We start from the raw sequence: 20621 nt of genomic DNA, 5'->3' as shown, positions 1-20621 counted from the left end.
CCTGCGACAGGAACGGTCACGCCAGGGAGCGTCGATGAACGCACCATGGCCGAACGCGCAGACCCACCACCCGTTCCAGGTGCCTGAACATGGTTCCTTCCAGGGGCGACGGCTGGGCGTCCATGCGGCCCGAACGCCCCCGCACATCCGCCGCGTCAACCTTCGGCGAGGCTCGGTCCCGGGCTGGACGCTTCCTTGGACAGCGGCCGAAGCTCTGCGCGTGACGGGAGAGCGATCGAGGGCCCTGCACCGGTCCCAGACGCCCCGCCTGGCCGGATCCGCTGCTGCGGTCGCCCGGACGTCGGCCCCGGCCGAACCGGCGACACACCCCGATCCCCTGCCGACCGCGCCCTGTCAGGGCGCCGCGGCCGCACACGGGCCCCGCGACGCGCGGTGCACCCCGACACGGACACCCGCGCAGCCTTGCAGCCTTCGCCCCCCGCAGGCACCCGTGCCCGCGCCCGCCCTTCCGTATCGGGGTAAGCATGAGTGAGACATCGCTCTGCAACCCCGGCCGCGCCTTCGGCCGCACGGACCACCCCGACGAGTTCGAGCTGGAGCCGTCCATCCACCGCGGCGGCGAGCGGGAAGTCCGCCTCGTCGGCGATCAGCCGCAGGAATGTGTCGACACCGGCAAGATCACCCTTGATGTCCAAGGCCTGACTGTGGTCGTGGGCAAGCGCCACAGGCTCCTCCACGAGGTGTCCTTTCCTGTCGGCGCGAGGTGTCTGCTCGCGATCGTGGGCCCCAGCGGGGCGGGGAAATCCACGCTCCTCAACGCCCTCACCGGCCTGCGACCTGCGGACTGTGGTGCGGTGCTGTATGACGGGCATGACCTCTACAGCAACTACGCCGCACTCCGCCAGCGGCTCGGGCTCGTTCCTCAGGACGACGTCCTGCACACACAGCTCACTGTGCGACGCGCCCTCGGCTATGCGGCCCAGCTGCGCTTTCCGCAGGACACCGCGCCGACAGAACGGCAGGCACGGGTCGAGGAGGTCATCCGGGAACTGGGCCTGGAAGAACGCGCTGACCAGCCCATCCACAGCCTCTCCGGGGGGCAGCGCAAACGCGTCAGCGTGGCCCTGGAGTTGCTGACCAAACCGTCCCTGCTGTTCCTCGACGAGCCGACCTCCGGCCTTGATCCCGGTATGGACCGCTCGGTGATGCGCATGCTGCGTGGTCTCGCGGATGGTGGACGAACAGTCATCGTCGTCACACATAGTGTGCTCAGCCTCGACGTATGTGACCGCCTGCTCGTGCTCGCGCGTGGCGGCGAAGTCGCGTACTACGGACCGCCCTCCGAGGCCCTGCCGTGCCTGGGTTTCGCGGACTGGCCAGAGGCGTTCGAGGCGTTTGAGGCAGCAGGCGACCGCGAATGGGCGGAGGAGTACCGGCACTCACCTCACCATCAGCGGTACGTCACCGCCGCCGGCATGCAGCGAACCACCCCCCGGCCGAAGACCCGGGCAGTGGGACCACCCCTGCGGCGACAGACGTGGGGCGCCCAGCTCGGGACACTGGTGAGACGCTACGCCACTGTTCTCGCCGCCGACCGTACTTTCTTGAGCGTCATGATCGCCCTTCCTGCGGTGATGGGCATCCTGACCCGGTTCATCGCCGGCAGCCGACTGAACGGCGATACGGCAACCAGTGCCTTGCTCGTCCTCTGCGTCGGCGCCGTTCTGACCGGCGCGGCCAATGCCGTGCGCGAACTGATCAAGGAAAGCGTGATCTACCAGCGGGAGCGAGCCTTCGGCCTGTCCAGATCCGCCTATCTGATGTCCAAGATCCTGGTCCTCGGGACCATCACAGTGGTCCAGGCCGCCGTGCTCACGTTGGTGGCACTCTCCGGTGTCGATCTGAACGCGCCACGGGGCCTGGGGGTACTGATGCCGCCGCTCGCGGAGATCACATTCGTGCTGGCCCTCCTGGCCTGCGCGGCCATGATGCTCGGTCTCCTCATCTCGGCGCTCGTCCGCAGGCAGGAGGTGACCATGCCCCTGCTTGTGCTTCTGGCCATAGTCCAGGTGGTTTTCTGCGGTGCTCTGGTGAAACTGCACGGAGTGCCCGCAGTCGAGTACCCGGCATGGCTGGCACCCTCCCGATGGGCGTTCGCCGCGATGGCTGGAACCATCCAGCTCGCCTCCATCCTCCCGGACAAGAGGGTGAAATCCGATCCGCTGTTCCATCACACGGCCGCCGCATGGCTGCTCAGTACGGCCATGCTGCTCTTGCTGTCGGTCGTCTTCGCAGTGGCCGTTGCCTGCCTGCTTCGGCGCCAAGAACCCGCCGTCATGAGGAAGTAGGGCCACGGCAAGAGAGCGCAGCACGCTCGGAGCGCACCTCCAAGTACCGCCGGCTTCGGTGACCAGTCGGGGGGGCGTCTTGTCGTGGTGGCCGAGGGCCTGCGACGACGCGGGTTGGGGCCTGGAGGATGCGGCGTCGGACCCGACGCGCGCGTCGTGTGATGGCCTTCGGGGCAAGATCACCGTTCGTCACAAACTCACGGATGACCCCTCAGTCCGCCGTGGCCAGCTCCACCGCCGACACCACGTCGGCCCGGCTCGGCGCCCCGGAGGCGCGGCGGACGACGCGACCGGCGCGGTCGAGGACGAGCACGGTCGGTGTGCGCATCACCTCGACGCGGCGGACCAGGTCGAGCCGCGCCTCGGCGTCGATCTCCACATGGCGCACGCCGGGCGTCCCGGCGGCAACGCCGGCCAACAGCCGCCGGGTGCCGGGGCAGGTTGCGCAGATGGCCGTCGAGAACTGCACCAGCGTCGCCCGCTCTCCGAGCGCCACACCCAGCTCACCGGAGGACAGCCGCAACGCGTCGCCCCGGCCACCGTCGCGCAGCCTGCCGTCGCGACGAGCACGGAACAGCCCGAAGACGGTCGCCGCCGCCAACACGACGGCGGCCACGATCAGCCCGATCGGGTCGCTCACAGCCACCTCACCCGTGGCTCAGCCGGGCCCGGCCGCGGACCGCGAGCAGGTAGAGCTCGCAGCCCAGGCAGTAGCCGAAGGCGGCGTTCAGGAAGGCAGCCGCGAGCGCGGCCGCGCCCGCGGCGATGCCGAGCCAGGTGACACCGGACAGATAACCCGCCGCTCCTAGGATCGCGAAGCCCAGGCCGACCGCCTGCGCGAATCGCGGCGGCCGCTCGTCCTCAAGCTCCTGCGGCGGCCCGAGACGGGGACGCACCAGCCGACGGTAGAGCCAGCCATACGGGGACCAGCGCAGTCCTAGAACCGCGCCGAGAGCGAAGACGACGGCCTGCGCCGCGAGCAGCACGCCGCTGCCGGTGGCAAGGACCAGAAGAAGGACGACGGTCGTGAGCACGGCGGCGAAGCGCGGCCCACGCGGGTCAACGCGGACGGGCACACCGGGGGTTCGGTCGGGCATGACGGACTCCGGGACGGTACGGACAGATCCTGGCGAATGGGGCGCGCGGTCAGCGACACGCGGCGGACCACACCCGACCGAAGTCGATGTGAGCCCTGATGACCAGGAACGTCGCGGAGAACATGCCGCCATTCCAGCAGCCACCCCTCGCCACCGTCAATCACCGCCCACCTGCCGGACCCGCAGGCCGTCCACCCGGAGACGAGCAGGAAGGGACCAGAGAACTCCGGGGGTGCCCTCGTACTCTTCGGCACCTGGTACATGGACGCCGCCGTGAACCAACGGCGCGCGGACAGCTTCGACGTCCGCGACGAGGCCGTCGCCCGCCTCTCGCCGTTCGTGCGGCGCCACATCAACACCGCCCATCCCACCTCGCGCCGGCGGCAGTCCCGTCCTCGGCCCCCAGCGCCGACTGGCCCTCAGGCTCCGGCGCGGCGGCGCTACCGACCTCCCGCTTGGCGGGTGTGCAGTGCGCCGGCTCCGGCGACAGGACAGCGTCCGCTTCCACGGGCAGGTCGGCAATTCGCCGGGCGGACGTGTCGGCGGCCAGGTGAACGTCCGGCTCGGCTACGTCGGCATCCGGCTCGCCAGGCGCGTCGGCCGGCTCACCGCCATGCAGGAACGCAGGTTCCGCCGTGGGCAAGGGAAGCGGAGCCGCCGCCGTACCCTCGTCGGTCACCACACCCGGATTCTCCGTCGGGGCGGCAGCAGCACCATCAGCCACCTGGTGTTCCATCGCAGCCCGGTGCGCCTTGCCACACCGGACATCGTGCCGGCTATGGGAGCGGACTGTCGTTGCCGGGCTGCCGGCCCGGGCCGCTGGGTTCGGTGTCGCATGGGCTCGTATGTGCGGGAAGGCGCCCATGGATGTGGCGAAGGAGTCCAACGTCGGTGTGGGAAGACAGGGCCGGGCTCCCTCGCGAGCGCACTCAACGAGACCTTCAAGGGACAGCTCTACCTTGAACGCCACCGCGGCCGCACACCTGCAGGCGTAGCCGTCCGCGTCCTGCAGCGCATCCTCGCATTCACACCGCCATTTGGCACAACGACCACATCGGCCAGCCGGTCATGCACGCCCTGACCACACACGATTCCTAATCTCGTTGTCAAGTGGCTGCCGTGACGGGCGGTATGGACTCGTAGCACCTTCCGTCACGGAGCAGGGCCCACAGGACGTTGACGCGACGGCGGGCAAGAGCGAGGACGGCCTGAGTGTGCCGCTTGCCCTCGGCGCGCTTGCGGTCGTAGAAACGGCGGGACTCGTCGCAGTAGCGGATGCTGATCAACGCTGACGTGTAGAAGACGCGTTGAAGACCGCGGCTATATCTCTTCGGCCGGTGGAGGTTGCCGCTGATCTTCCCCGAGTCGCGGGGAGCCGGGGCGACGCCGGCGAACCCGGCGAGACGGTCCGGGGTGGCGAAGGCCGTCATGTTCCCGCCGGTGGCAGCAAGGAATTCCGCGCCGAGCAAGGGGCCGATGCCGGGCATGCTCGCGATCACCATGGCGTGCTTGTGTTCGCGAAACCGGGCCTCGATGAGCTTGTCGATCTCGGCGACCTGCTCGTTGAGGCGCATCACCTCCCTCGCCAGGGTGTGGACGAGCCGGGCGGTCGGCTTCTCCCCGGTCACGCTGGTGTGCTGGCTCTCGGCGGCTTCCATGGCGGCCTGGGCGAGTGGGGCGGCGCCACGGACCTTGCGGTTGCGCAGCCAGGTCTCCAGTCGGCGGACACCGGTCCGGCGGACGGCGGCCGGGGTCTGGTGCCCGGTGAGCGGAACGAGGGGGCCGGCGTTGGTTAGGTCCAGGGCTCGTTCGAGGGCGGGGAAGCTTCCGGTGAGGTGACTGCGCAGCCCGTTGATCGCACGGGTGCGGTCGTCGGTGAGGTCGCGGCGGTGAACGGTGAGGATCTTCAGTTCGGTGACCAGCTCGTCCCCGGGCCGCAGGGGTTGCAGGTCCCGCCGGATCCGGGCCTGGTCGGCGATGATCGCCGCGTCCTTGGCATCGGTCCTGCCTTCACCCCGGTAGCCCTCGGAGGCCCGGTTGACGGCCATGCCGGGGCTGTAGAGCGTGTGCTGGCCGTGGTTGAGCAGCAGGTCGATCAGCAGGGCGCCGCCGTCGGCCAGGTCGATGCCCCAGGTGACGTCGTCGCCCAGGGCGAGGACGTCGGCCAGGAGTCGCAGCAGCTCCGGCTCGTCATTGGCCACCCGGCGCGACAGCAGCCGCTTGCCGGTGCCGTTGACCACCACGCAGTGGTGGTGGGTCTTGCCGGCGTCGATACCGGCCCAGATCGCTGTCACGCACGCTCTCCACGGGTCGCTTGCCTACCTGCACCACAGACGACCTCGCTGGCGAGTCCCTACTCAGCGATCGGATCGCAATTCCTCATCAGCAGCCGAGTCGTCGGGGGGGGCGGGCGCCGAATCGTAAGAAGCCACGGACGGCAGACCACTGAAAACCACACCCGACACCCCTGGGTGAGCCAACCCTACGAATGGCTCGCTCATCCCGATCAACTGCACCCAGTCCACCAGGTATGAGATGCTGATCCGACCATGAGTGACATGGGCACTTCGATTGCGCAATCGCTGGCCGCGAGCGTGCTGCTGCGGGTCCCGGCCCTGGCCGACGTGCTGGTGTGCACCATCTACGAGCAGAACCCCGGCTACCGTCGGCTGACCTCGGTCCCTGCAGACGACCTGTGGCAGTCCTGCCATGACAACATCACCCGAGTGGTGCAGTTGGTCGCCGACAGGACGGCCGGGCCCGACCGGCCTGCAGGCGACGACCACTTCGACGCCGCGCACGCGACCGGACAGCGCCGGGCCGGGCAACGGATGCCACTGGACGACGTGCTCCGGTCGTTCCGCATCGGCGGCCGAATCGTCTGGGAGGCCTTGATCGATCAGGCCCGGGCCCAAGGCGTGGATGACATGGACGCGCTGCTGGACGTGGCTAGCAAGGTCTGGGAGATCGTCGACGCCATCTCCTCGGAGGTCGCGGTCGCTTACCACCACACGGAACGTCGACTCCTCCGCGCCGACGAACAGCGCCGAGCGGCGCTGTGGGAAGGAGTGCTGAACGGCAGGGCAAGAGACCCTGCGTTCGCGCACGAGGCCGCCAGAATCATCGGTATGCCCGTAGACGGCCGGTACGCCGTGGTGACCGTCGATATCCGTGCCGAGGACCACGGCTCCGTAGCACTGCTGCAACGACGACTGACCGCCGCCCGCATCGATTCGGCCTGGCAGGCGCGCTCCCACACTCTCATCGGATTGCTCGCTCTCGGCGATTCGGCGCTGGATACGGCGCTCGCCGTGCTGGACGAAGCGGTGGACGCCCCCGCCGGGCTGTCCGATGTGGTGGTCGGGCTGTCTGATGCCGACGTCGCCTACCGACAGGCCGTCCTGGCCCGGCGCACCGTCCCGACGGGCCGCAGCGAAGTCGCATCTCTAAAGGAACGGCTGCCCGAGGCGTTGCTCGTGAGCTCCCCGGAGCTGGCCGCGCAGCTCGTCCAGGTCTGGCTCGCCCCCCTCCTCAAGGTTCCCGCCGCGGAACGCCAGGTGCTCCTTGCCACGCTGGAGACCTGGGTGGCCGCGGCCGGTTCTGTCCGGCGCACCGCCGAGCTGGCGCACTGCCACCGCAACACCGTGCTCAACCGGTTGCACCGGATCCATCAGATCACCGGGCGTGACCTCTCTGGCGGCGCCTTCCAGGTGGACCTTGCGCTGGCGCTCCGCGCCGCCCGCCTGTTCATGCCGCCCGAGGACGGCTGAGCGCGCTCCTTCCGGTCGCATCCGCTCCGGTTGTGCAGAGGGCACAACCGGAGCGGATAAGCATGGGCATCGCGGCCATCCCCGAGCGGCGGCAGCCGTGGCACCCTCCCCCGCAGCACTGATCCTCCACATGCTCGTGGGAGAGGAACGTCCATGGCAGTACAGAGTCGTTCGCCGCGCGGTCCCGACGAGGGGCCGACCGACGAACGCAGCGGCGTTGGCCGCCGTCGCTTCCTCGGATACCTCATCGCCGCCCCCACCCTCGCGGTGGCCGTGGACTGGGCGGTTGACGTAACCGATGCGCAACAGGCCCGGGCAGCCGTCCCGTCCCTGCCCGAACCGGAAGAGCTGTTCGACCTGGGTGACCTGCAGAACCTCGCCGCGGCACCCACCTCGGGTCTGATCTCGGTGCGAGTGAACACGGACGGCACCGCGTTCTTCGCCGTCCCCCGTGCCGAGGTCGGCCAGGGCATGACCACGGCGATTGCGATGATGGTCGCCGAGGAGCTGGACCTGCCGATGGACAAGGTCTCCATCGCGCTGGCCGACGCCCGGCCCGAACTTCTGATGAACCAGCTCACCGGCGGTTCGAACTCCATGCGCAGCATGTACGTACCGGTCCGCACCGCCGCCGCGATTGCCCGGCAGCGGCTCGTCGACACAGCCGCCGCGCAGTGGGGCGTGCCCGCCTCCGAGCTGAGCACCCGGGGCGGCGTCGTCACCGGTACTGGTGGCAGGTCCGCGACCTACGGATCGCTCGCCGTCTCGGCGGCCAGCGATCAGACTGTCGCGGTGACGGCCAAGCTCAAGCCCTCGTCCGAGTTCGCCGTTCTCGGCACGCCGCAGAACCGTATCGATGCCTATGACATCGTCACCGGCCGCAAGCAGTTCGGGATGGACATGCAGATCCCGGATGCGAAGCCCACCATGGTGGCCCGGCCGCCGACGATCAACGGCACGGTGGTGTCGGTCAACAACGCCGACGTTGTGCGTGCCATGCCAGGAGTCACCGACGTCGCTGTCATCACCCACGGCGTGGCGGTGCGTGCGGAGACGTTCGGCCAGTGCATCGACGCGATCCAGGTGCTGAATGTCACCTGGGGACCGGGGACGGTGGACGGCGAGTCCGATGCCAGCGTCGAGAGCAAGCTGCGGGCGGCAACACCGCCCATGACCGTGCCGTCGCTGCTGATCAAGACCATCGACGCCGAGTTCACCTTCGCGTTCGCCAGCAACAGTCCGCTCGAGCCGGACAACGCGATCGCTGATGTGCGCTCGGACAGCGCGGAGATCTGGGCCTGCCTGAAGGTGCCGATCGTCGCCCAGGAGGAGATCGCCAAGCAGCTCGGACTGCCGGTGGACGCAGTGAAGGTGCACGTCGTCCAGGCAGGTGGCTCGTTCGGACGGCATCTCTTCCACGACGTGGCGGCCGAGGCAGCCGAGGTCTCGAAGAAGATGGGCAAGCCGGTGAAGCTGTCCTGGTCCCGCACTGACAACTTCCGCCAGGGCCGTACGCATCCGATGTGCATCTCCCGGGTCCGGGCCGGCTATGCGCTGGGCAATGTGATCAGTTACGAGCAGCGGCACACCAGCGTCCAGACCGACTTCGGCCATGGCCTCGGCGAAATGATCACAGCGACCGCCGCGCATCTGCCGGTCGCCGGCAACCTCAGCTTCGCGGAGACCATCTTCCAGCTGACGCAGTCATCGCCCTACAACTTCGGGGTCACCACGCAGCTGCTCAACGAGGTTCCGCTGCGGTTCAACACCGGCAGCATGCGCAACATCTACTCGCCGAACGTGGTCTGCGCGCAGGAGCTCGTCGTGGACCGGCTCGCGGAGAAGATGGGGAGGGACCCGGTTCAATTCCGCCGCGAGTTCCTCAAGGACCAGCGGCTGCTCGCGGTGCTCGAGAAGGCGGCCGAGGCAGGCGATTGGGGCAGGGCGATGCCGGCCGGAACAGCCCAAGGCATTGGGCTGCACTCGGAGTACCGGGGCGCGGCGGCGGCACTCGTCGAGATCGACTGCCGACCTGAGACCGTGAACCGGCCCATCCGCGACGGCATCGCCGGCCCCCGGGTGACCAAGGCGCTCGTTGTGGTCGACGCGGGCTTCGCGATCAATCCTCGAGGCCTGGAAGCGCAGATGATCGGGGGCATGCAGGACGGTATCGCGCTTGCCCTTACGTCCAGCCTGCACATCAAGAACGGCATTCCGTTGGAAGGCAGTTGGGACAACTACTTCTACACGCGCGAATGGAACGCCCCGCTGGACCTGCAGGTGATCGTCATGCCGAACACCAGCGACAGCCCCAGCGGCGCCGGCGAACTCGGGGTGGCGCCGTCCTTCGCCGCGGTCGCCTGCGCCTATGCCCGGGCCACCGGAACCATGCCGACCCGATTCCCGATCAACCACGGCACTCTCGGCTTCGAGCCGCTTCCGCTGGAACCGTCCACGCCGCAATCCCCCACCGACGGCCTCGATCACACATTCTGAGGAAGCCATGCCCACTCACACGTTCAAGCTCAACGGCCGGCAGATCACCGTGGAAGCCGAGGACAACGTCCGCCTGCTCTGGGTCCTGCGCGACCTGCTCGGCGTCACCGGTCCGAAATACGGGTGCGCGCTCGACGTCTGCAAGGCCTGTACCTCCCACATCAACGGCAAGGCATTCAACCCGTGCTCGGTGCAGGTGGAGGACATCCAGCCCACCGACGAGATCACCACCATCGAGGGCCTTCCCGCCACCGTCGGCCAGGAACTCCACCCGATGCAGCAGGCCTGGTTGGACCACGACGTCGCCCAGTGCGGCTACTGCCAGCCCGGCCAGATCATGGCCGCCGTCGCCAAGGTCCAACAGGTCCGCGCCGCCGGCCGTGAGATAACCGACGCTGACATCGACGAATTGCGCAACATCTGCAGGTGCGGGACCTACTCCCGTATCCGCGAGGCCATCAAAGCCGGCGCGAAGAACATGTGACCGGCCTGAGTCTGTACTAGTCGGTGCTGATGCCGGCGAGCCGGGCGATCTCCTCGCGGCCCTTCGGCACCCGGGTGGTGGAGGCTGTGTCGACGGCTCGTCCGGGTCGGTGTCCGCACTGCCGGAAGCAGGCGAAGTGCATGCCCAGCACATATCCAGCACTTTGGACGAGCGGCCGTTGGGCGCGCGCCGGGTCATCGTCCGGCTGCGGGTCCGCCGGTTCTTCTGCGACCGGAAGAGCTGTTGTCGACCTGCGGACGGACGCCACACGGGAGGGTGTCGCCCGATAGGGGGAGCCGAGATAGGTCAATAAGGGCCATGGGAGGATCTTGAAGCCCGTGCCCGGTGCGTCGCGCATCGGCTCAGCGTCGTTGGTGGTGACGCTGACCACTGTCTGGGGGCTTGGGTGGGTCGTGGCCTCGACCAACAGATCACGTATCCGCGGAAGTTCGAGCGGCTCATCATCGCGCATGAGCTGCATCCGTTCCTCTCGCCGATCCGGGATGAGGTCGAGCCGGCCTCGGATGCCACGGACTGCGAACCGCTGGTGCAGGGCGCCGGTGCGGATGGCGCTCTCGCCGGGATCCCCGATGAGCACGCCGTGACCGTGCCTCTGCGGCCGGCCCAGACGGCGGCCGAGTGCGACCGCCGTGAGGCGGCAACTGCACGGGAGGGCTTCCGCGCGCAGGGTAGGCGCGTGAACCCTTCGGCATCGCGCCTGCCGCTAAGGGCACCACTGAACGGGTGGGCGTATGGCGCTCACGAGGCGGCAAGCCGGCCGTCCATCCGCCACCAGGGCACCGGCCTTGCTGCCGGTCTCCTCCAAAACCCGCGGGGACGCCCCTGGGCCAAGGGGGAACAAAGCGGGGCGGGCGGTCCTCCGCCCCCTCAGGCCGAGCCGCGATCGTCCAGCAGTCCGGTCACCTGTCGGCGGACGACGTCCCAGGCCTCGCCCGAAAGGTCACCCAGGGCCGTGGTGTGCAGCGCGTGTAGGGCCTGTTCGGTGTCTGTGCCGCAGGCGGTGTCACCGCTGACCACGTCGTAGCCGTCCCGCACGGCGACACGGAGGCGGATACCCGCGCCGTCGTCGACGTGCAGCGCCGAGGCGACGACGAGGGGCGGCGGTCCGCCTGCTTCTGCGGGCAGTTTGCGGTACGCGGAGGCGATCGGGTCGCGCCAGCGGAGGCCGACCAGCAAGGGCCGCTTGGCCATCATCTCGGCCAGGTCCGTCTCGTGGACGCCGTCCGATTCCAGCACCATCGCCCGAGCGTCCAGGACAAGCGCCGCGGGCAGCAGGCAGCGCAGCGTGCTGCCGACGAGGTTGCCGCCGACGGTGGCCGTCCTTCGCACGGCACCCGTCCCCACCGTGGCGGCCGCCAGTCTCAGTACGTCCGGCACCCGGTCGTCGATCCGGTTCAGCACCACGGCGGCGCCGAGCGTCTCGCGTCCTATGACGTTGGCGTCCGGCAGGTCTCGTAGCGACATGGCCAGTTCCGGGAAGCCGTCCCGCTGCCAGACAGCCCAAACGAGCGTCGCACCGCCGATCGGAACAGCCGCCTCGGCGAGACACTCCTGCGCTTCGGCCATGGATATGGGCAGACGCAACAGCACGGTGGCCGACCCGCCTTTCTCGACCGTGGCACGCTGGACAGTCACTTCCGGCCACCTGCATGCCGGCAGGGCGCAGTCTTCTCGCACGGGCGGGGGCGCGTACAGGGCTCACACGCGCACCACGGAAGGGGCACGGCCGCGACCGTGAGCCCCTCCGAGCCGTGGGGCGCGTGGCCCCCCGGGGCGTCCGTTTCCCCGACGTACCCGATTCAGTCCGACACTGCGTCACTCGCACGACGGCGCAGAGGTACTGAGGTGGCTGCGAACGCAGGTGCGTCGGCCTGGGTCTGGCGCCCGCCTTCGGCAACGGCCTGTCAGTCAGGGGCGCTCGACGACCCGGGCGGCACCGGTACAGGACGCAGGCAGACCGCCGCGCCGCTGTTCACCAGGGTGGCCCCTCCACCTGCGTGAGCAGCGGATTCATCCTGCCACCGTCGGCGGGGGCCACCAGCGTGATGGGTCACCGTGACCAGCAGCCGCCATCGGCGGAGCCTCAACGTCGTCCTCCCTTCGCTTGACCGGCCTTCACATCGGCCGCGTACCGGTCCACGTACTCCTGGCCCGACAGTTGCAAGATCGCGTACGTGATCTCGTCAGTAACGGCCCGCAGCACCGTCTTGTCGCCCGGCATCCCCATAAAGCGCGAGAAGTCCAGCGGTTCCCCGAAGCGGATCGCGACCGGCCGGACCCTCGGCAGGACACGCTCCGGGGTCCGGATCGCGACCGGCCGGATCCTCGGCAGGACACGCTCCGGGGTCCGGATCTCGAACGTCCCCACCATCGCGCACGGAATCACCGGAACCTGCGCCGCCAGCGCCATCGCCGCCACCCCGACCTTGCCCTTGTACAGCCGGCCGTCGGGCGAACGCGTGCCCTCCGGGTAGATCGCCAGGAGCTCTCCCTTTGCCAGCACGCCCAGCCCCTCCCGGATGGCCGTCTCCCCCGCGGCCCTGCCGGTCCTGTCCACCGAAATCTGCCCGGCATCGTGGAGAATGAGCGCGGTCAGTCGGCCAGTGAGGCCCGGCGCCTGGAAGTACTCGGCCTTGGCCAGGAACGTGATGCGCCGTTTCAGGACCGCGGGCATGAGGAGGGGGTCCGCGAAGGACAGGTGATTGCCTGCGACGATCGCCGCGCCCTTGACCGGAACGTGCTCCAGCCCCTCGGCCCGCGGCCGGAACAGCAACCGAAGCAAGGGCCCCAGAAGGACGTACTTGAGCACGTAATAGAACATGGGCGGCTCCCACCTGCCGATCGGCCCCAGCTCGCGGGCTCTGTCCCAGCGGGTCCTGGGCGCGCTCGCGTATCCGGGAGCGCGCCGGATGTTCTGTGCGACAGGGCTGACATCGAGTCCGTGAACCGGATGGCTGCTCAGGAGTCGGCACCCGCGGGGGCCGACTCCTGCCCGGGGGGCGCCCGCCAAGGGACCTGTCGCGCGTGCAGGTCGGCACGGATGCGCCGGGCGAGCCTTGTGGTGTCGTAATGGTTCAGCAAGGCGCCGATGGCCGCGCCGACCATGAAGGGCGTCAGCGTGGGGATCTTGCGTACGGCGAGCGTGAGCAGCCGTCGGCGCAGGTGCCTCCTCACCCGGACGCTGAGCATGAGACTGACCGCGGAGGTCGGCTTGGTGATGTCCAGGCCGTGCCCTTCCGTCCACTCCGCGAGATACAGTGCGGCACGCTGTCGAGCGGTTCCAGGCACAGGCAGGCCGTACACCTCGTGGAGTTCGGCGATGAGTTTGAACTCGACGGACGCTGTCCCGAGGATGCCTGCGGCCAGTTCGACGGGCATTGCCGGAGGAGTGGGCAACGCCGCGGCAGAACCCACGCCCGCTCCGACGGCTTCGGCGCTCCGCACCGCCCCGGTGACCAGATGATCGGCGATCTCCTCCGGGCCCAGACCGGGAAAGTGCCGACGCAACGTGTCCAGATCTCGGACCTGGACATGCGAAACCGCCTCGATCAGCTGCTCCGCGAGAGCGGGGGAGGTCAGCGACCATTCATGGGTCCGTACGTCGGGCGACATGGCGCGTCCTCCCGCTCGGCGGCGCTGTTCGACGGCCCCTCTCACCCCCATACCCGGTGGTACTTCATCGATTCACGCGGGCGACGGCATGAGCGCTTGTGGCGAGGAGCTGCCAGGTTGCCCAGGTCGCGCTTGACCAGCGCCCAGATGCCCTCGGTCGGATTGAGGTCAGCGTGTGCCGGGAGTCGGAACACGGTCAGTCACTCGGCACTCGCTTCGATGAGTTCCTTTCACCGGCGGTCAGGTGGAGGCGAACGTTGTCCCAGACCAGCGCGATCGGGCCCCCGAGCTGTATACGGGCGCGGAGGACCAGGTCACGGAAGTCCCGCCGGCCGAAGCCCTTCGGCTCGTCCTTACGGCCCCGATACTCGCGAATCGCATAGATGAGCCGGGACCGCCGGTCCGGCTTGAAGCAGGCCATGCCCGCCCGCCATCGACGCCCGCCCGGAGCTCCGGCCCCGCACCCGCTCGACCGGCGGCTGCCCGATCCTCGATGCCCGGCTACGGCTTCTCGGAACGGCCGACGAGCACCGGGTGGGGCCCGACGCATCGCGCGCGCCTGGGCCGTACTGATGGAGCGGCTGGGATACGAGCACTACGTATCCCAGGGTGGCGACTGGGGTGCCGTGGCCGCGGGCAAGATGGCCGTACAGCGGCCTGCGGGACTACTCGGAATCCCCACGTGCCGGGTCAGCAGGCCGGTATGCGCTCCGCCCGATCTCCGTATGGGTATCCCAGGCCGCCTCCCCCGCCAAGCCGTCATGAAGTCGCACCGCGAGGGCTGCGACGTCGTCGTCGAGTCCGCCACCGCTGTGCTGGAGGAGATCCCGATGAAGCGTGTCGAGCAGTTCCCTGGGCTCGGCTGAGGTCTGGCGACGCATCCAGTCCTGCAAGGGAAAGAACTCGCCTCTGCCGTTCCGGCCCTCGATGACGCCGTCCGTATAGAAAAGCAGCTGGTCACCGGGGTAACAGACGATCGTGTCAGTGATGTAGCCGGTGCCGATGAGTCCCGCAAGGTTGAGCATCGGCGAGACGGCGGTGGGGTCCAGGACATGGAGTTCGCCGTGATGCAGGAGCAGAGGGGGAGGATGGCCACAGTTGAGGAGCTTGATGCGGCCGCCCTGGTGCGGGAACTCGGCAAGCACCACGGTGGTGAACTGTTCCATGAGGTCCCCGGCGGGGAGCGTACAGCTGTGCCGGGTGCTGCTGACATCCAGGCGGCGGACAATGCCCTCCAGGGTAGGTTCGTCGTATGCGGCCTCCCGGAAACAGTTGACCACTGCCGCAGCCGCTCCTACTGCGGGCAGGCCCTTGCCCCGCACATCGCCGATGATCAGTCGCACACCGTAAGGAGTGGAGACGGCTTCATAGAAGTCCCCGCCGATGCGGGCCTGCGCGGCGGCTGCGACGTACATCGACTCGATATCGATGCGACCGACCCGGCGAGGTAGGGGGCGCAAGAGGACTTTCTGTGCCGCCTCGGCAACCAGGTGGAGCTCGACGAACGCCTGTTCCCGCTGGATGCGGACACGGCTGGCGTACGCGGCGGCCACGGTGACCGCGGCAATGGCACCCACGGTGAACCAGGTGCCCAGATCGGGGTAGACAAGGCTCAACCCGATCATGATCGCAACGCAGGCCGCTCCCAACAGAACGGTGGGCAGCACGGGCCAGACAGACGCCGCGAGGGCGGGTGCAGCGGTCAGCAGGCGGCTGAAAGCGATCTTTCTCGGCGTGGAGAACGCAAGGCTCGTGATGACCACGGTCCAGATCACCGGCGACAGCAGGGCAGGACTCCACCGTCCATGTAAAGGACGGCGAGGCCGCATCCACCCAGTCCGGAGCACGGAAGAGAGCATATAGTCATATGCCGGGTTTAGTTAGCTTTGGACGCGTCGCTGAAGGCATCCGCAGATCGACAGGGGCAGGGGTTGTGTCTCGTTTCACGACGGAGCGTCGGCCGCGGTCAGCCGCTGGTTTCCCACTTCTGTGCGTACGGCGACTTCCGGGCAGCTCCCCGGAATGGGGGGCCAGGTGGGCCGACGGAGGCGGGCGCCAGACAGTCGGGCGTTTCGTCCGCCCGTCCGCCCTTCCGAGTACACCGGCCAGCGCCCGTCACACCGGGTCACCGTGATGTCCCGACCGAAGCACGGCGGCTCGTCGGGGAGCCGCCCGGCCGCGCGGCAGCGAGCGCAACGGCGTGTCGCGCCCCTTTGTCGGCCCTGGGCCGGAGGCCGGGGCCGGGGACCGGGGCCCGGCGCGCGCCGCGGTCGCAGCGCGTGGAATGCCGGCCCCTGGTCCCTTCGGTCCACGCCGCCGCTGGTCGTTCTCCGGCAGTGCGTCGAAGGAGCTGAAGCGGCCGAGGAGGAAGCCGCGGCCCAGCGGCGTGCACGGCCAGGCCGATGTGACGCGCCTTGCCGGCGGTGACGGTCTCGGCCAGGGCGCTCCAGGTCTCATCGATGGGCGCCTAGGGATCGACGTGGTGGAGCCGGACAAAGGTCGATGTGGCCGATGCCCATGCGCCGCAGGCCGGCGCCGATGTCGGCATGTACATGCTCGGACCGGCCGTTGGGCCTGACCAGCGGGGAACCGCCGGGACTGCACCCGCTGCCCGCACCGCCCTGGACACCGTGGCCGACTGGCTCGACCGCCACCCCGCACGCCTCGACCGCGTGATCTTCAACGTGTACGCGGACGACGACCGCACCGCCTACGTCCGCGCACTGACCGGAGGGATCCAGCCCCGATGAGCCACCCCACCTTCGACCTGGAAGACGCCGTCGGCACGATACGCAGTTGGCTCGCCGAGGCCGACCGCCTCCTGATCACGGCCGGGGCCGGACTCAGCGCCGCCCCGGCACCCGTCTGCTCATCCTGGAGTTCGGTGCCGGATTCAACACTCCCGGCGTGATCCGACGGCCCGGCGAACACCTCACCCGCCACCTCCCTCATGCACGCCTCGTGCGTATCAACCCCACCCACCCCGAAACCCCCGCCGACCTCGGCGGCCGGGCCCTGCCCGTCCCTGTCGACGCCCACCACCTGCTCCACGCACTCACTGTGCCGCACCCGGCGCCCGACCTTACGGCGGCATCATGAGCGAGCCGGAGAAGAACAAGGCCGCGGCCATGGCGTTCTACGACCTGATGTTCAACCAGTGCCGACCGGCCGAGGCCATCGACCTCTACGCCGGCGACACCTACAGCCAGCACAACCCGCATGTCGCCGACGGCAAGCAGGCGTTCATCGACTACTTCGCACGCATGGCGGCCGAGTACCCGGGCAAGCGCGTCGAATTCAAGCGCGCCTTCGCCGAGGGCGACCACGTCGTCCTGCACTGCCACCAGGTCTGGCCCGACGAGGAGTACGCGGGCATCGACATCTTCCGCTTCGACGCAGACGGCAAGATCGTCGAGCACTGGGACGTGCTCCAGGTCATCCCGCCCACCTCCAAGAACGACAACACCATGTTCTGAACGGGGTTCGGCAGACGTCAAAGCTGCTGCTTCCGCTCTTCCGCTCTCGAACGGCGCTGTGCACGGCACCGTGCACGCCGTCGCTCCGACGACGCAGTGCCAAGGCCCTGCGCTCCGAACGCGGCACCACATCGCTCCTGGCCGCGGCGCCCGCCGAGATCGAGGCGCACAACGTCACATACGTCTACCCAGCCGCCGACGTCCCAGTGGCCGACAGAGCCGGCCTCACCCTGCAACAGGGCGAACTGCCAGGGCGAACTGATCGCGCCGATCGGCGAGCACGGCTCGGGCAAGACCACCCCCCTCCCGTCTCCTCACCGGACTCCACCTGCCCAGCTCCGGACCGATCGCCTGGGACGGACCGACCTGGCCCAAGCCGACGCGGACAGCGTCATCGCCAAGGCCCTGTACGGGTTCGGCACCTTGGTCGCGAGCTCCAACCGGGCGGCACCGACCTGCCGGCCCTCGACCGGCGACCCGGCCAGGCGAGGCCCTGAAATCGGCTCGCCCCCCTCCCCGCCTCGCCCGGTACGGTCGCGAGAGTGTTCTCACTGCGGGAGCCCATGAGATCCGCGCGCGGCCACCCCGGCAGTTCCCACGCCGAGAGTAGGTAGGTTCGTCAATGGCATGCCGTATCAGTGAGCTGGTGCTCGATTGCCACGACCCCGAAGTGCTGGCGCGGTTCTGGTGCGAGGTCCTGGACTTCATCGTCCTCGATCGCAACGAGGGCGACATCGGGATAGGGCCGCGCGAAGGGTTCGGCCGCCCGCAGCTGACGATCATCCTCAGCCGCAACGACGAGCCGAAGCACAGGAAACTCCGTCTGCACATCGACGTCAACGCCACCGACCGCGATCAGGACGCCGAGCTCGAACGCCTCCTGGCCGCCGGGGCCGAACTCGTCGACGTCAGTCAGACCGGGGAGGAGCCCTGGCACATCCTCTCCGATCCCGAAGGCAACGAGTTCTGCCTGCTCAAGACCCGCCTCGCCCCACTCTGACGGCCCTCGTCGGCAACGAGGGCCACGCCCGGGCGGAGGGTGTACGGGCGACGTGCTCGATCTCGTCGGCACGTCCTCGCGCGCAGCCTCCCACTCCTTGCCCTGAGGCGACCGGACACTGTGGGTCGGACCGGCGGTGGGAAAAACGGAGAAGACGTCCCGGCGCTTCCGGACCCGGCACCGGCCGAAGAAACAGAACCTAGAGACGCACGGTCATCTCCACACTGACGTCGTCACCCTGCGTGAGCTGTTGCGGCTTGCGCACGGCGTTCTTCAGCGGCAGCAGATACGAGCCGTCCTTCGGGAAGAGCGACGTCGTGAAGGCGGTCTCGCCGATCCGGGCCTCGACCGGGATCACGCCCCAGCCGTACGTGGCCATCGCGGCCACCTCGCGGATGTCGTCGGACACCTCGCCGGGCACAGAAACGAAGTAGTAGGGCGACGGTCCGCGCCATTCGATCACACGGCCGGTGAAGGCGAGTTCCATTGGGTCGGTTCCGTTTCTGGAGACGCGCGGATCAGAGTTTGGCACCGAAGTCCTGAGTCCACCAGGGGCCGCCGGACCCTCGGTGCACGCCCACGCCGATCTCCTTGAACGAGCAGTTGAGGATGTTGGCCCGGTGGCCGGGACTGTTCATCCAGGAGTCCATCACGGCCTGCGGCGTCTGCTGGCCCTCGGCGATGTTCTCCCCGTACGTGGACCAGCGGTAACCGGCGGCGGTGATGCGCTGCCCGGGGTCCGCACCGTCCGGGTTGGTGTGCGCGAAGAAGTTCCGAGCGGCCATGTCGTCGGAGTGGGCCTGGGCGGCCTGCTCCAGTAGCCCGTTCTCCGTGAGCGGTCCGCAGCCGGCGGCCGCCCGCTCCTTGTTGACCAGCGCGACCACCTGCGCCACGGTGCCCGTGGGAGTCGCCTGCGCCTGCTGGGGTGTGGTGGGCGCGGTCTGCGGGGGTCGAGCCGAGGATGCGGGAGCCGACGCGCTCTTCTTCGCGGGGTGAGGGGTCTTTTTGGCACCGCTCGCCTTCTTCGACGGCGACGCGGACGGTGTCACGGTAGCCGAGGCCGACGGTGAGGTCTGGACAGCGCGGGGGGCGGAGAGGTCGACGACGGGCTCGTCAGCGGTCTGTGCGGCGGTCGCCCCATCGTGCCCCGTGCCGGAGTCCGTACCGAAGTACCAGATGCCGCTGCCCGCAACACAGGCCGCGACCACGGCTCCGCCGACAACCCGGCGCCGGATCCGCCGACGCCTACGGGTCTCGGCCCGGGAGGCCGTGCCACGGTGCGGAGTGCGGCGCCCGGCCGTCGGACCCGCCTCGGCGGAGGCCGCGGACGCGTCCGGCTGGAACGCCGAACCGGCCACCGCCGCCCTGCCCGCGCCCTGCCCCAGCTGTGCGAGCAGCGTGGTCGACACCGCGACCAGCGCCAGTCCGGCCAGCAGCCCCTCGGCGGGCATCAGCCCGCTCCACAGTCCGGAGCAGCGTGCACAACCGCGGGCGTGCCGGGCTATGCGCTTGCGCCACAGCGCCGAGGGCCGGCCGTCCCAGGAGGCCAACACGCCCCGCAGTTCCTCGCACGGCGGCTGGGCGTCGAGCGCCCGGACCACCACGCGGGCCGCCTCCAGTTGTGCCTTCATCCGCTGCACCCGTACCGCCGTGTGCTGCGGCGACAGCTCAAGGGCCGCCGCGACCTCGCCACGGGTCAGTTCACCGGCGCACTCCAGCCACCACAGCGACAGCAGCCCTCGGTCTTCCGGCTCCAGCCACCGGGTGGCGAGCGCCGTCTCCCGGCGCTGGCCGGACAACTGGAGCTGCACCAGCGTCAGATCGACGAAGTCCGCGCCCGGATCCGCGAGATCCTCGGCCTCCTCGACAGCGCCCGGCGCGAACCGCCGGTCCTGCCAGTGCGTGCGGACCTGGTTCATCGCGATCGCCACGAGCCAGGAGCGGAAGCTCTCAGGCGTGCGCAGACCGTCCAGCGCGTCCAGGGCACGGAGCATGGTCTCCTGCACCACGTCGTCGACATCGACCGAGCCGTTCAAAGCACGCCCCACGACGTTGTAGACGAGCGGGAGGTACGCGCTGACCAGGTCGTCCTGGGCCTGCGGGTCGCCCCCACGGGCAGCGGTCACCAACGCCGCCGTCTCCACCGTGTGCTGTGTACTCATCAATCGCTTCCCTGTCCTCGATGCCGAACGGTGCTGTCCGATACCTGGGAGACCGCCCGGTGAGCCCCCGATAACAGTTCTTCGGAGATTCGTTCGAGGAGAGGGTGGTCGCATCGGCCCTGCGACCGCAATGGGGCACGTCACACGAAGGGCGCAGAAGGGTGCGCGCCCGGGAGTCCGGTTGTCCGCCGTCC

The 20621-nt window shown here is 69.1% G+C and carries 20 protein-coding genes and 2 pseudogenes; 11 read left to right on the top strand and 11 right to left on the bottom strand.

Going from position 1 to position 20621, the window contains the following annotated elements; all coding sequences use genetic code 11:
- The first annotated feature begins 671 nt into the window (after window positions 1-671).
- Window positions 672-2309, top strand: coding sequence for an ATP-binding cassette domain-containing protein (locus AB0L95_RS34185; protein WP_365168598.1), 1638 nt, complete (start codon window positions 672-674; stop codon window positions 2307-2309).
- 211 nt (window positions 2310-2520) lie between these two features.
- Here the strand turns inward: AB0L95_RS34185 and AB0L95_RS34180 are convergent, their stop codons facing one another.
- From AB0L95_RS34180 to AB0L95_RS34170, 3 genes are all read right to left on the bottom strand, one after another.
- Window positions 2521-2949: a thioredoxin family protein gene (locus AB0L95_RS34180; RefSeq protein WP_365168595.1), complete on the bottom strand. Its 429-nt coding sequence runs from the start codon at window positions 2947-2949 to the stop codon at window positions 2521-2523.
- A gap of 7 nt (window positions 2950-2956) precedes the next feature.
- Entirely contained in the window at window positions 2957-3406 is a 450-nt protein-coding gene (locus tag AB0L95_RS34175) for a DUF4395 domain-containing protein (RefSeq protein WP_365168593.1), read from the bottom strand.
- Between the two features lie 352 nt (window positions 3407-3758).
- Window positions 3759-4142 carry a hypothetical protein gene (locus tag AB0L95_RS34170; protein ID WP_365168625.1) on the bottom strand — a complete coding sequence of 128 codons (384 nt, stop codon included), beginning with the start codon at window positions 4140-4142 and terminating at the stop codon, window positions 3759-3761.
- 189 nt (window positions 4143-4331) lie between these two features.
- On the opposite strand from AB0L95_RS34170, the pseudogene AB0L95_RS34165 reads away from it, so the two are divergent.
- Window positions 4332-4504 (top strand): annotated as a pseudogene (locus AB0L95_RS34165) (IS982 family transposase); the annotation flags it as partial.
- An 8-nt stretch (window positions 4505-4512) separates the two neighbouring features.
- Here AB0L95_RS34165 and AB0L95_RS34160 read toward each other — a convergent pair.
- A complete protein-coding gene (locus AB0L95_RS34160; RefSeq protein ID WP_365168590.1) occupies window positions 4513-5700 on the bottom strand; it encodes an IS110 family transposase in 1188 nt (395 codons plus the stop codon).
- A 255-nt stretch (window positions 5701-5955) separates the two neighbouring features.
- On the opposite strand from AB0L95_RS34160, the gene AB0L95_RS34155 reads away from it, so the two are divergent.
- From AB0L95_RS34155 to AB0L95_RS34145, 3 genes are all read left to right on the top strand, one after another.
- A complete protein-coding gene (locus tag AB0L95_RS34155; RefSeq protein ID WP_365168588.1) occupies window positions 5956-7176 on the top strand; it encodes a helix-turn-helix domain-containing protein in 1221 nt (406 codons plus the stop codon).
- A gap of 153 nt (window positions 7177-7329) precedes the next feature.
- A complete protein-coding gene (locus AB0L95_RS34150; RefSeq protein WP_365168586.1) occupies window positions 7330-9672 on the top strand; it encodes a molybdopterin cofactor-binding domain-containing protein in 2343 nt (780 codons plus the stop codon).
- Between the two features lie 7 nt (window positions 9673-9679).
- Window positions 9680-10156, top strand: coding sequence for a (2Fe-2S)-binding protein (locus AB0L95_RS34145; RefSeq protein WP_365168584.1), 477 nt, complete (start codon window positions 9680-9682; stop codon window positions 10154-10156).
- A 16-nt stretch (window positions 10157-10172) separates the two neighbouring features.
- Here the strand turns inward: AB0L95_RS34145 and AB0L95_RS34140 are convergent, their stop codons facing one another.
- The 4 genes from AB0L95_RS34140 to AB0L95_RS34125 form a co-directional block, all read right to left on the bottom strand.
- Entirely contained in the window at window positions 10173-10754 is a 582-nt protein-coding gene (locus AB0L95_RS34140) for a hypothetical protein (RefSeq protein ID WP_365168581.1), read from the bottom strand.
- A gap of 290 nt (window positions 10755-11044) precedes the next feature.
- Window positions 11045-11767: an FAD binding domain-containing protein gene (locus tag AB0L95_RS34135; RefSeq protein ID WP_365168622.1), complete on the bottom strand. Its 723-nt coding sequence runs from the start codon at window positions 11765-11767 to the stop codon at window positions 11045-11047.
- A gap of 493 nt (window positions 11768-12260) precedes the next feature.
- Window positions 12261-12998 (bottom strand): lysophospholipid acyltransferase family protein, encoded by a 738-nt coding sequence (locus AB0L95_RS34130; RefSeq protein WP_365168579.1) that lies wholly within the window; start codon window positions 12996-12998, stop codon window positions 12261-12263.
- Between the two features lie 137 nt (window positions 12999-13135).
- On the bottom strand, window positions 13136-13789 hold the full coding sequence (locus AB0L95_RS34125; RefSeq protein WP_365168576.1) for a hypothetical protein: 654 nt from the start codon (window positions 13787-13789) through the stop codon (window positions 13136-13138).
- A gap of 490 nt (window positions 13790-14279) precedes the next feature.
- On the opposite strand from AB0L95_RS34125, the pseudogene AB0L95_RS34120 reads away from it, so the two are divergent.
- Window positions 14280-14457: pseudogene (locus AB0L95_RS34120) on the top strand (epoxide hydrolase); the annotation flags it as partial.
- Here AB0L95_RS34120 and AB0L95_RS34115 read toward each other — a convergent pair.
- Complete coding sequence (locus tag AB0L95_RS34115) at window positions 14455-15564, bottom strand: PP2C family protein-serine/threonine phosphatase (RefSeq protein ID WP_365168574.1); 1110 nt, start codon at window positions 15562-15564, stop codon at window positions 14455-14457. The pseudogene AB0L95_RS34120 and the gene AB0L95_RS34115 sit on opposite strands and share 3 nt — an antisense overlap.
- 729 nt (window positions 15565-16293) lie before the next feature.
- Between AB0L95_RS34115 and AB0L95_RS34110 the strand changes: the two genes are divergently transcribed.
- The 5 genes from AB0L95_RS34110 to AB0L95_RS34090 all read left to right on the top strand — a co-directional run bounded on the left by AB0L95_RS34110 (window position 16294) and on the right by AB0L95_RS34090 (window position 18265).
- A complete protein-coding gene (locus AB0L95_RS34110) occupies window positions 16294-16539 on the top strand; it encodes a hypothetical protein (RefSeq protein WP_365168572.1) in 246 nt (81 codons plus the stop codon).
- Entirely contained in the window at window positions 16536-16700 is a 165-nt protein-coding gene (locus tag AB0L95_RS34105) for a hypothetical protein (RefSeq protein ID WP_365168570.1), read from the top strand. Before AB0L95_RS34110 ends, AB0L95_RS34105 begins: the two co-directional genes overlap by 4 nt.
- A gap of 50 nt (window positions 16701-16750) precedes the next feature.
- Window positions 16751-16888, top strand: a complete 138-nt coding sequence (locus tag AB0L95_RS34100) for a hypothetical protein (protein ID WP_365168568.1) — start codon at window positions 16751-16753, stop codon at window positions 16886-16888.
- The gene (locus tag AB0L95_RS34095) at window positions 16885-17265 is read left to right on the top strand and encodes a nuclear transport factor 2 family protein (protein WP_365168566.1); all 381 of its coding nucleotides are present in this window, start codon (window positions 16885-16887) and stop codon (window positions 17263-17265) included. The genes AB0L95_RS34100 and AB0L95_RS34095 overlap by 4 nt, the downstream gene beginning before the upstream one ends.
- A 622-nt stretch (window positions 17266-17887) precedes the next feature.
- Window positions 17888-18265: a VOC family protein gene (locus AB0L95_RS34090; RefSeq protein WP_365168563.1), complete on the top strand. Its 378-nt coding sequence runs from the start codon at window positions 17888-17890 to the stop codon at window positions 18263-18265.
- 199 nt (window positions 18266-18464) lie between these two features.
- On the opposite strand, the gene AB0L95_RS34085 is transcribed toward AB0L95_RS34090, so the two are convergent.
- Together AB0L95_RS34085 and AB0L95_RS34080 are read right to left on the bottom strand one after the other, a co-directional pair.
- The gene (locus AB0L95_RS34085) at window positions 18465-18752 is read right to left on the bottom strand and encodes a DUF1905 domain-containing protein (RefSeq protein WP_365168561.1); all 288 of its coding nucleotides are present in this window, start codon (window positions 18750-18752) and stop codon (window positions 18465-18467) included.
- A 31-nt stretch (window positions 18753-18783) separates the two neighbouring features.
- Window positions 18784-20427, bottom strand: a complete 1644-nt coding sequence (locus tag AB0L95_RS34080) for a sigma-70 family RNA polymerase sigma factor (protein WP_365168559.1) — start codon at window positions 20425-20427, stop codon at window positions 18784-18786.
- Window positions 20428-20621: the final 194 nt, after the last annotated feature.

Source organism: Streptomyces sp. NPDC052036 (assembly GCF_040680495.1).
GTDB lineage: Bacteria > Actinomycetota > Actinomycetes > Streptomycetales > Streptomycetaceae > Streptomyces.
The sequence above is the reverse complement of the archived record's forward strand: the minus strand, read 5'-3'. Positions and strand labels throughout refer to the sequence as shown.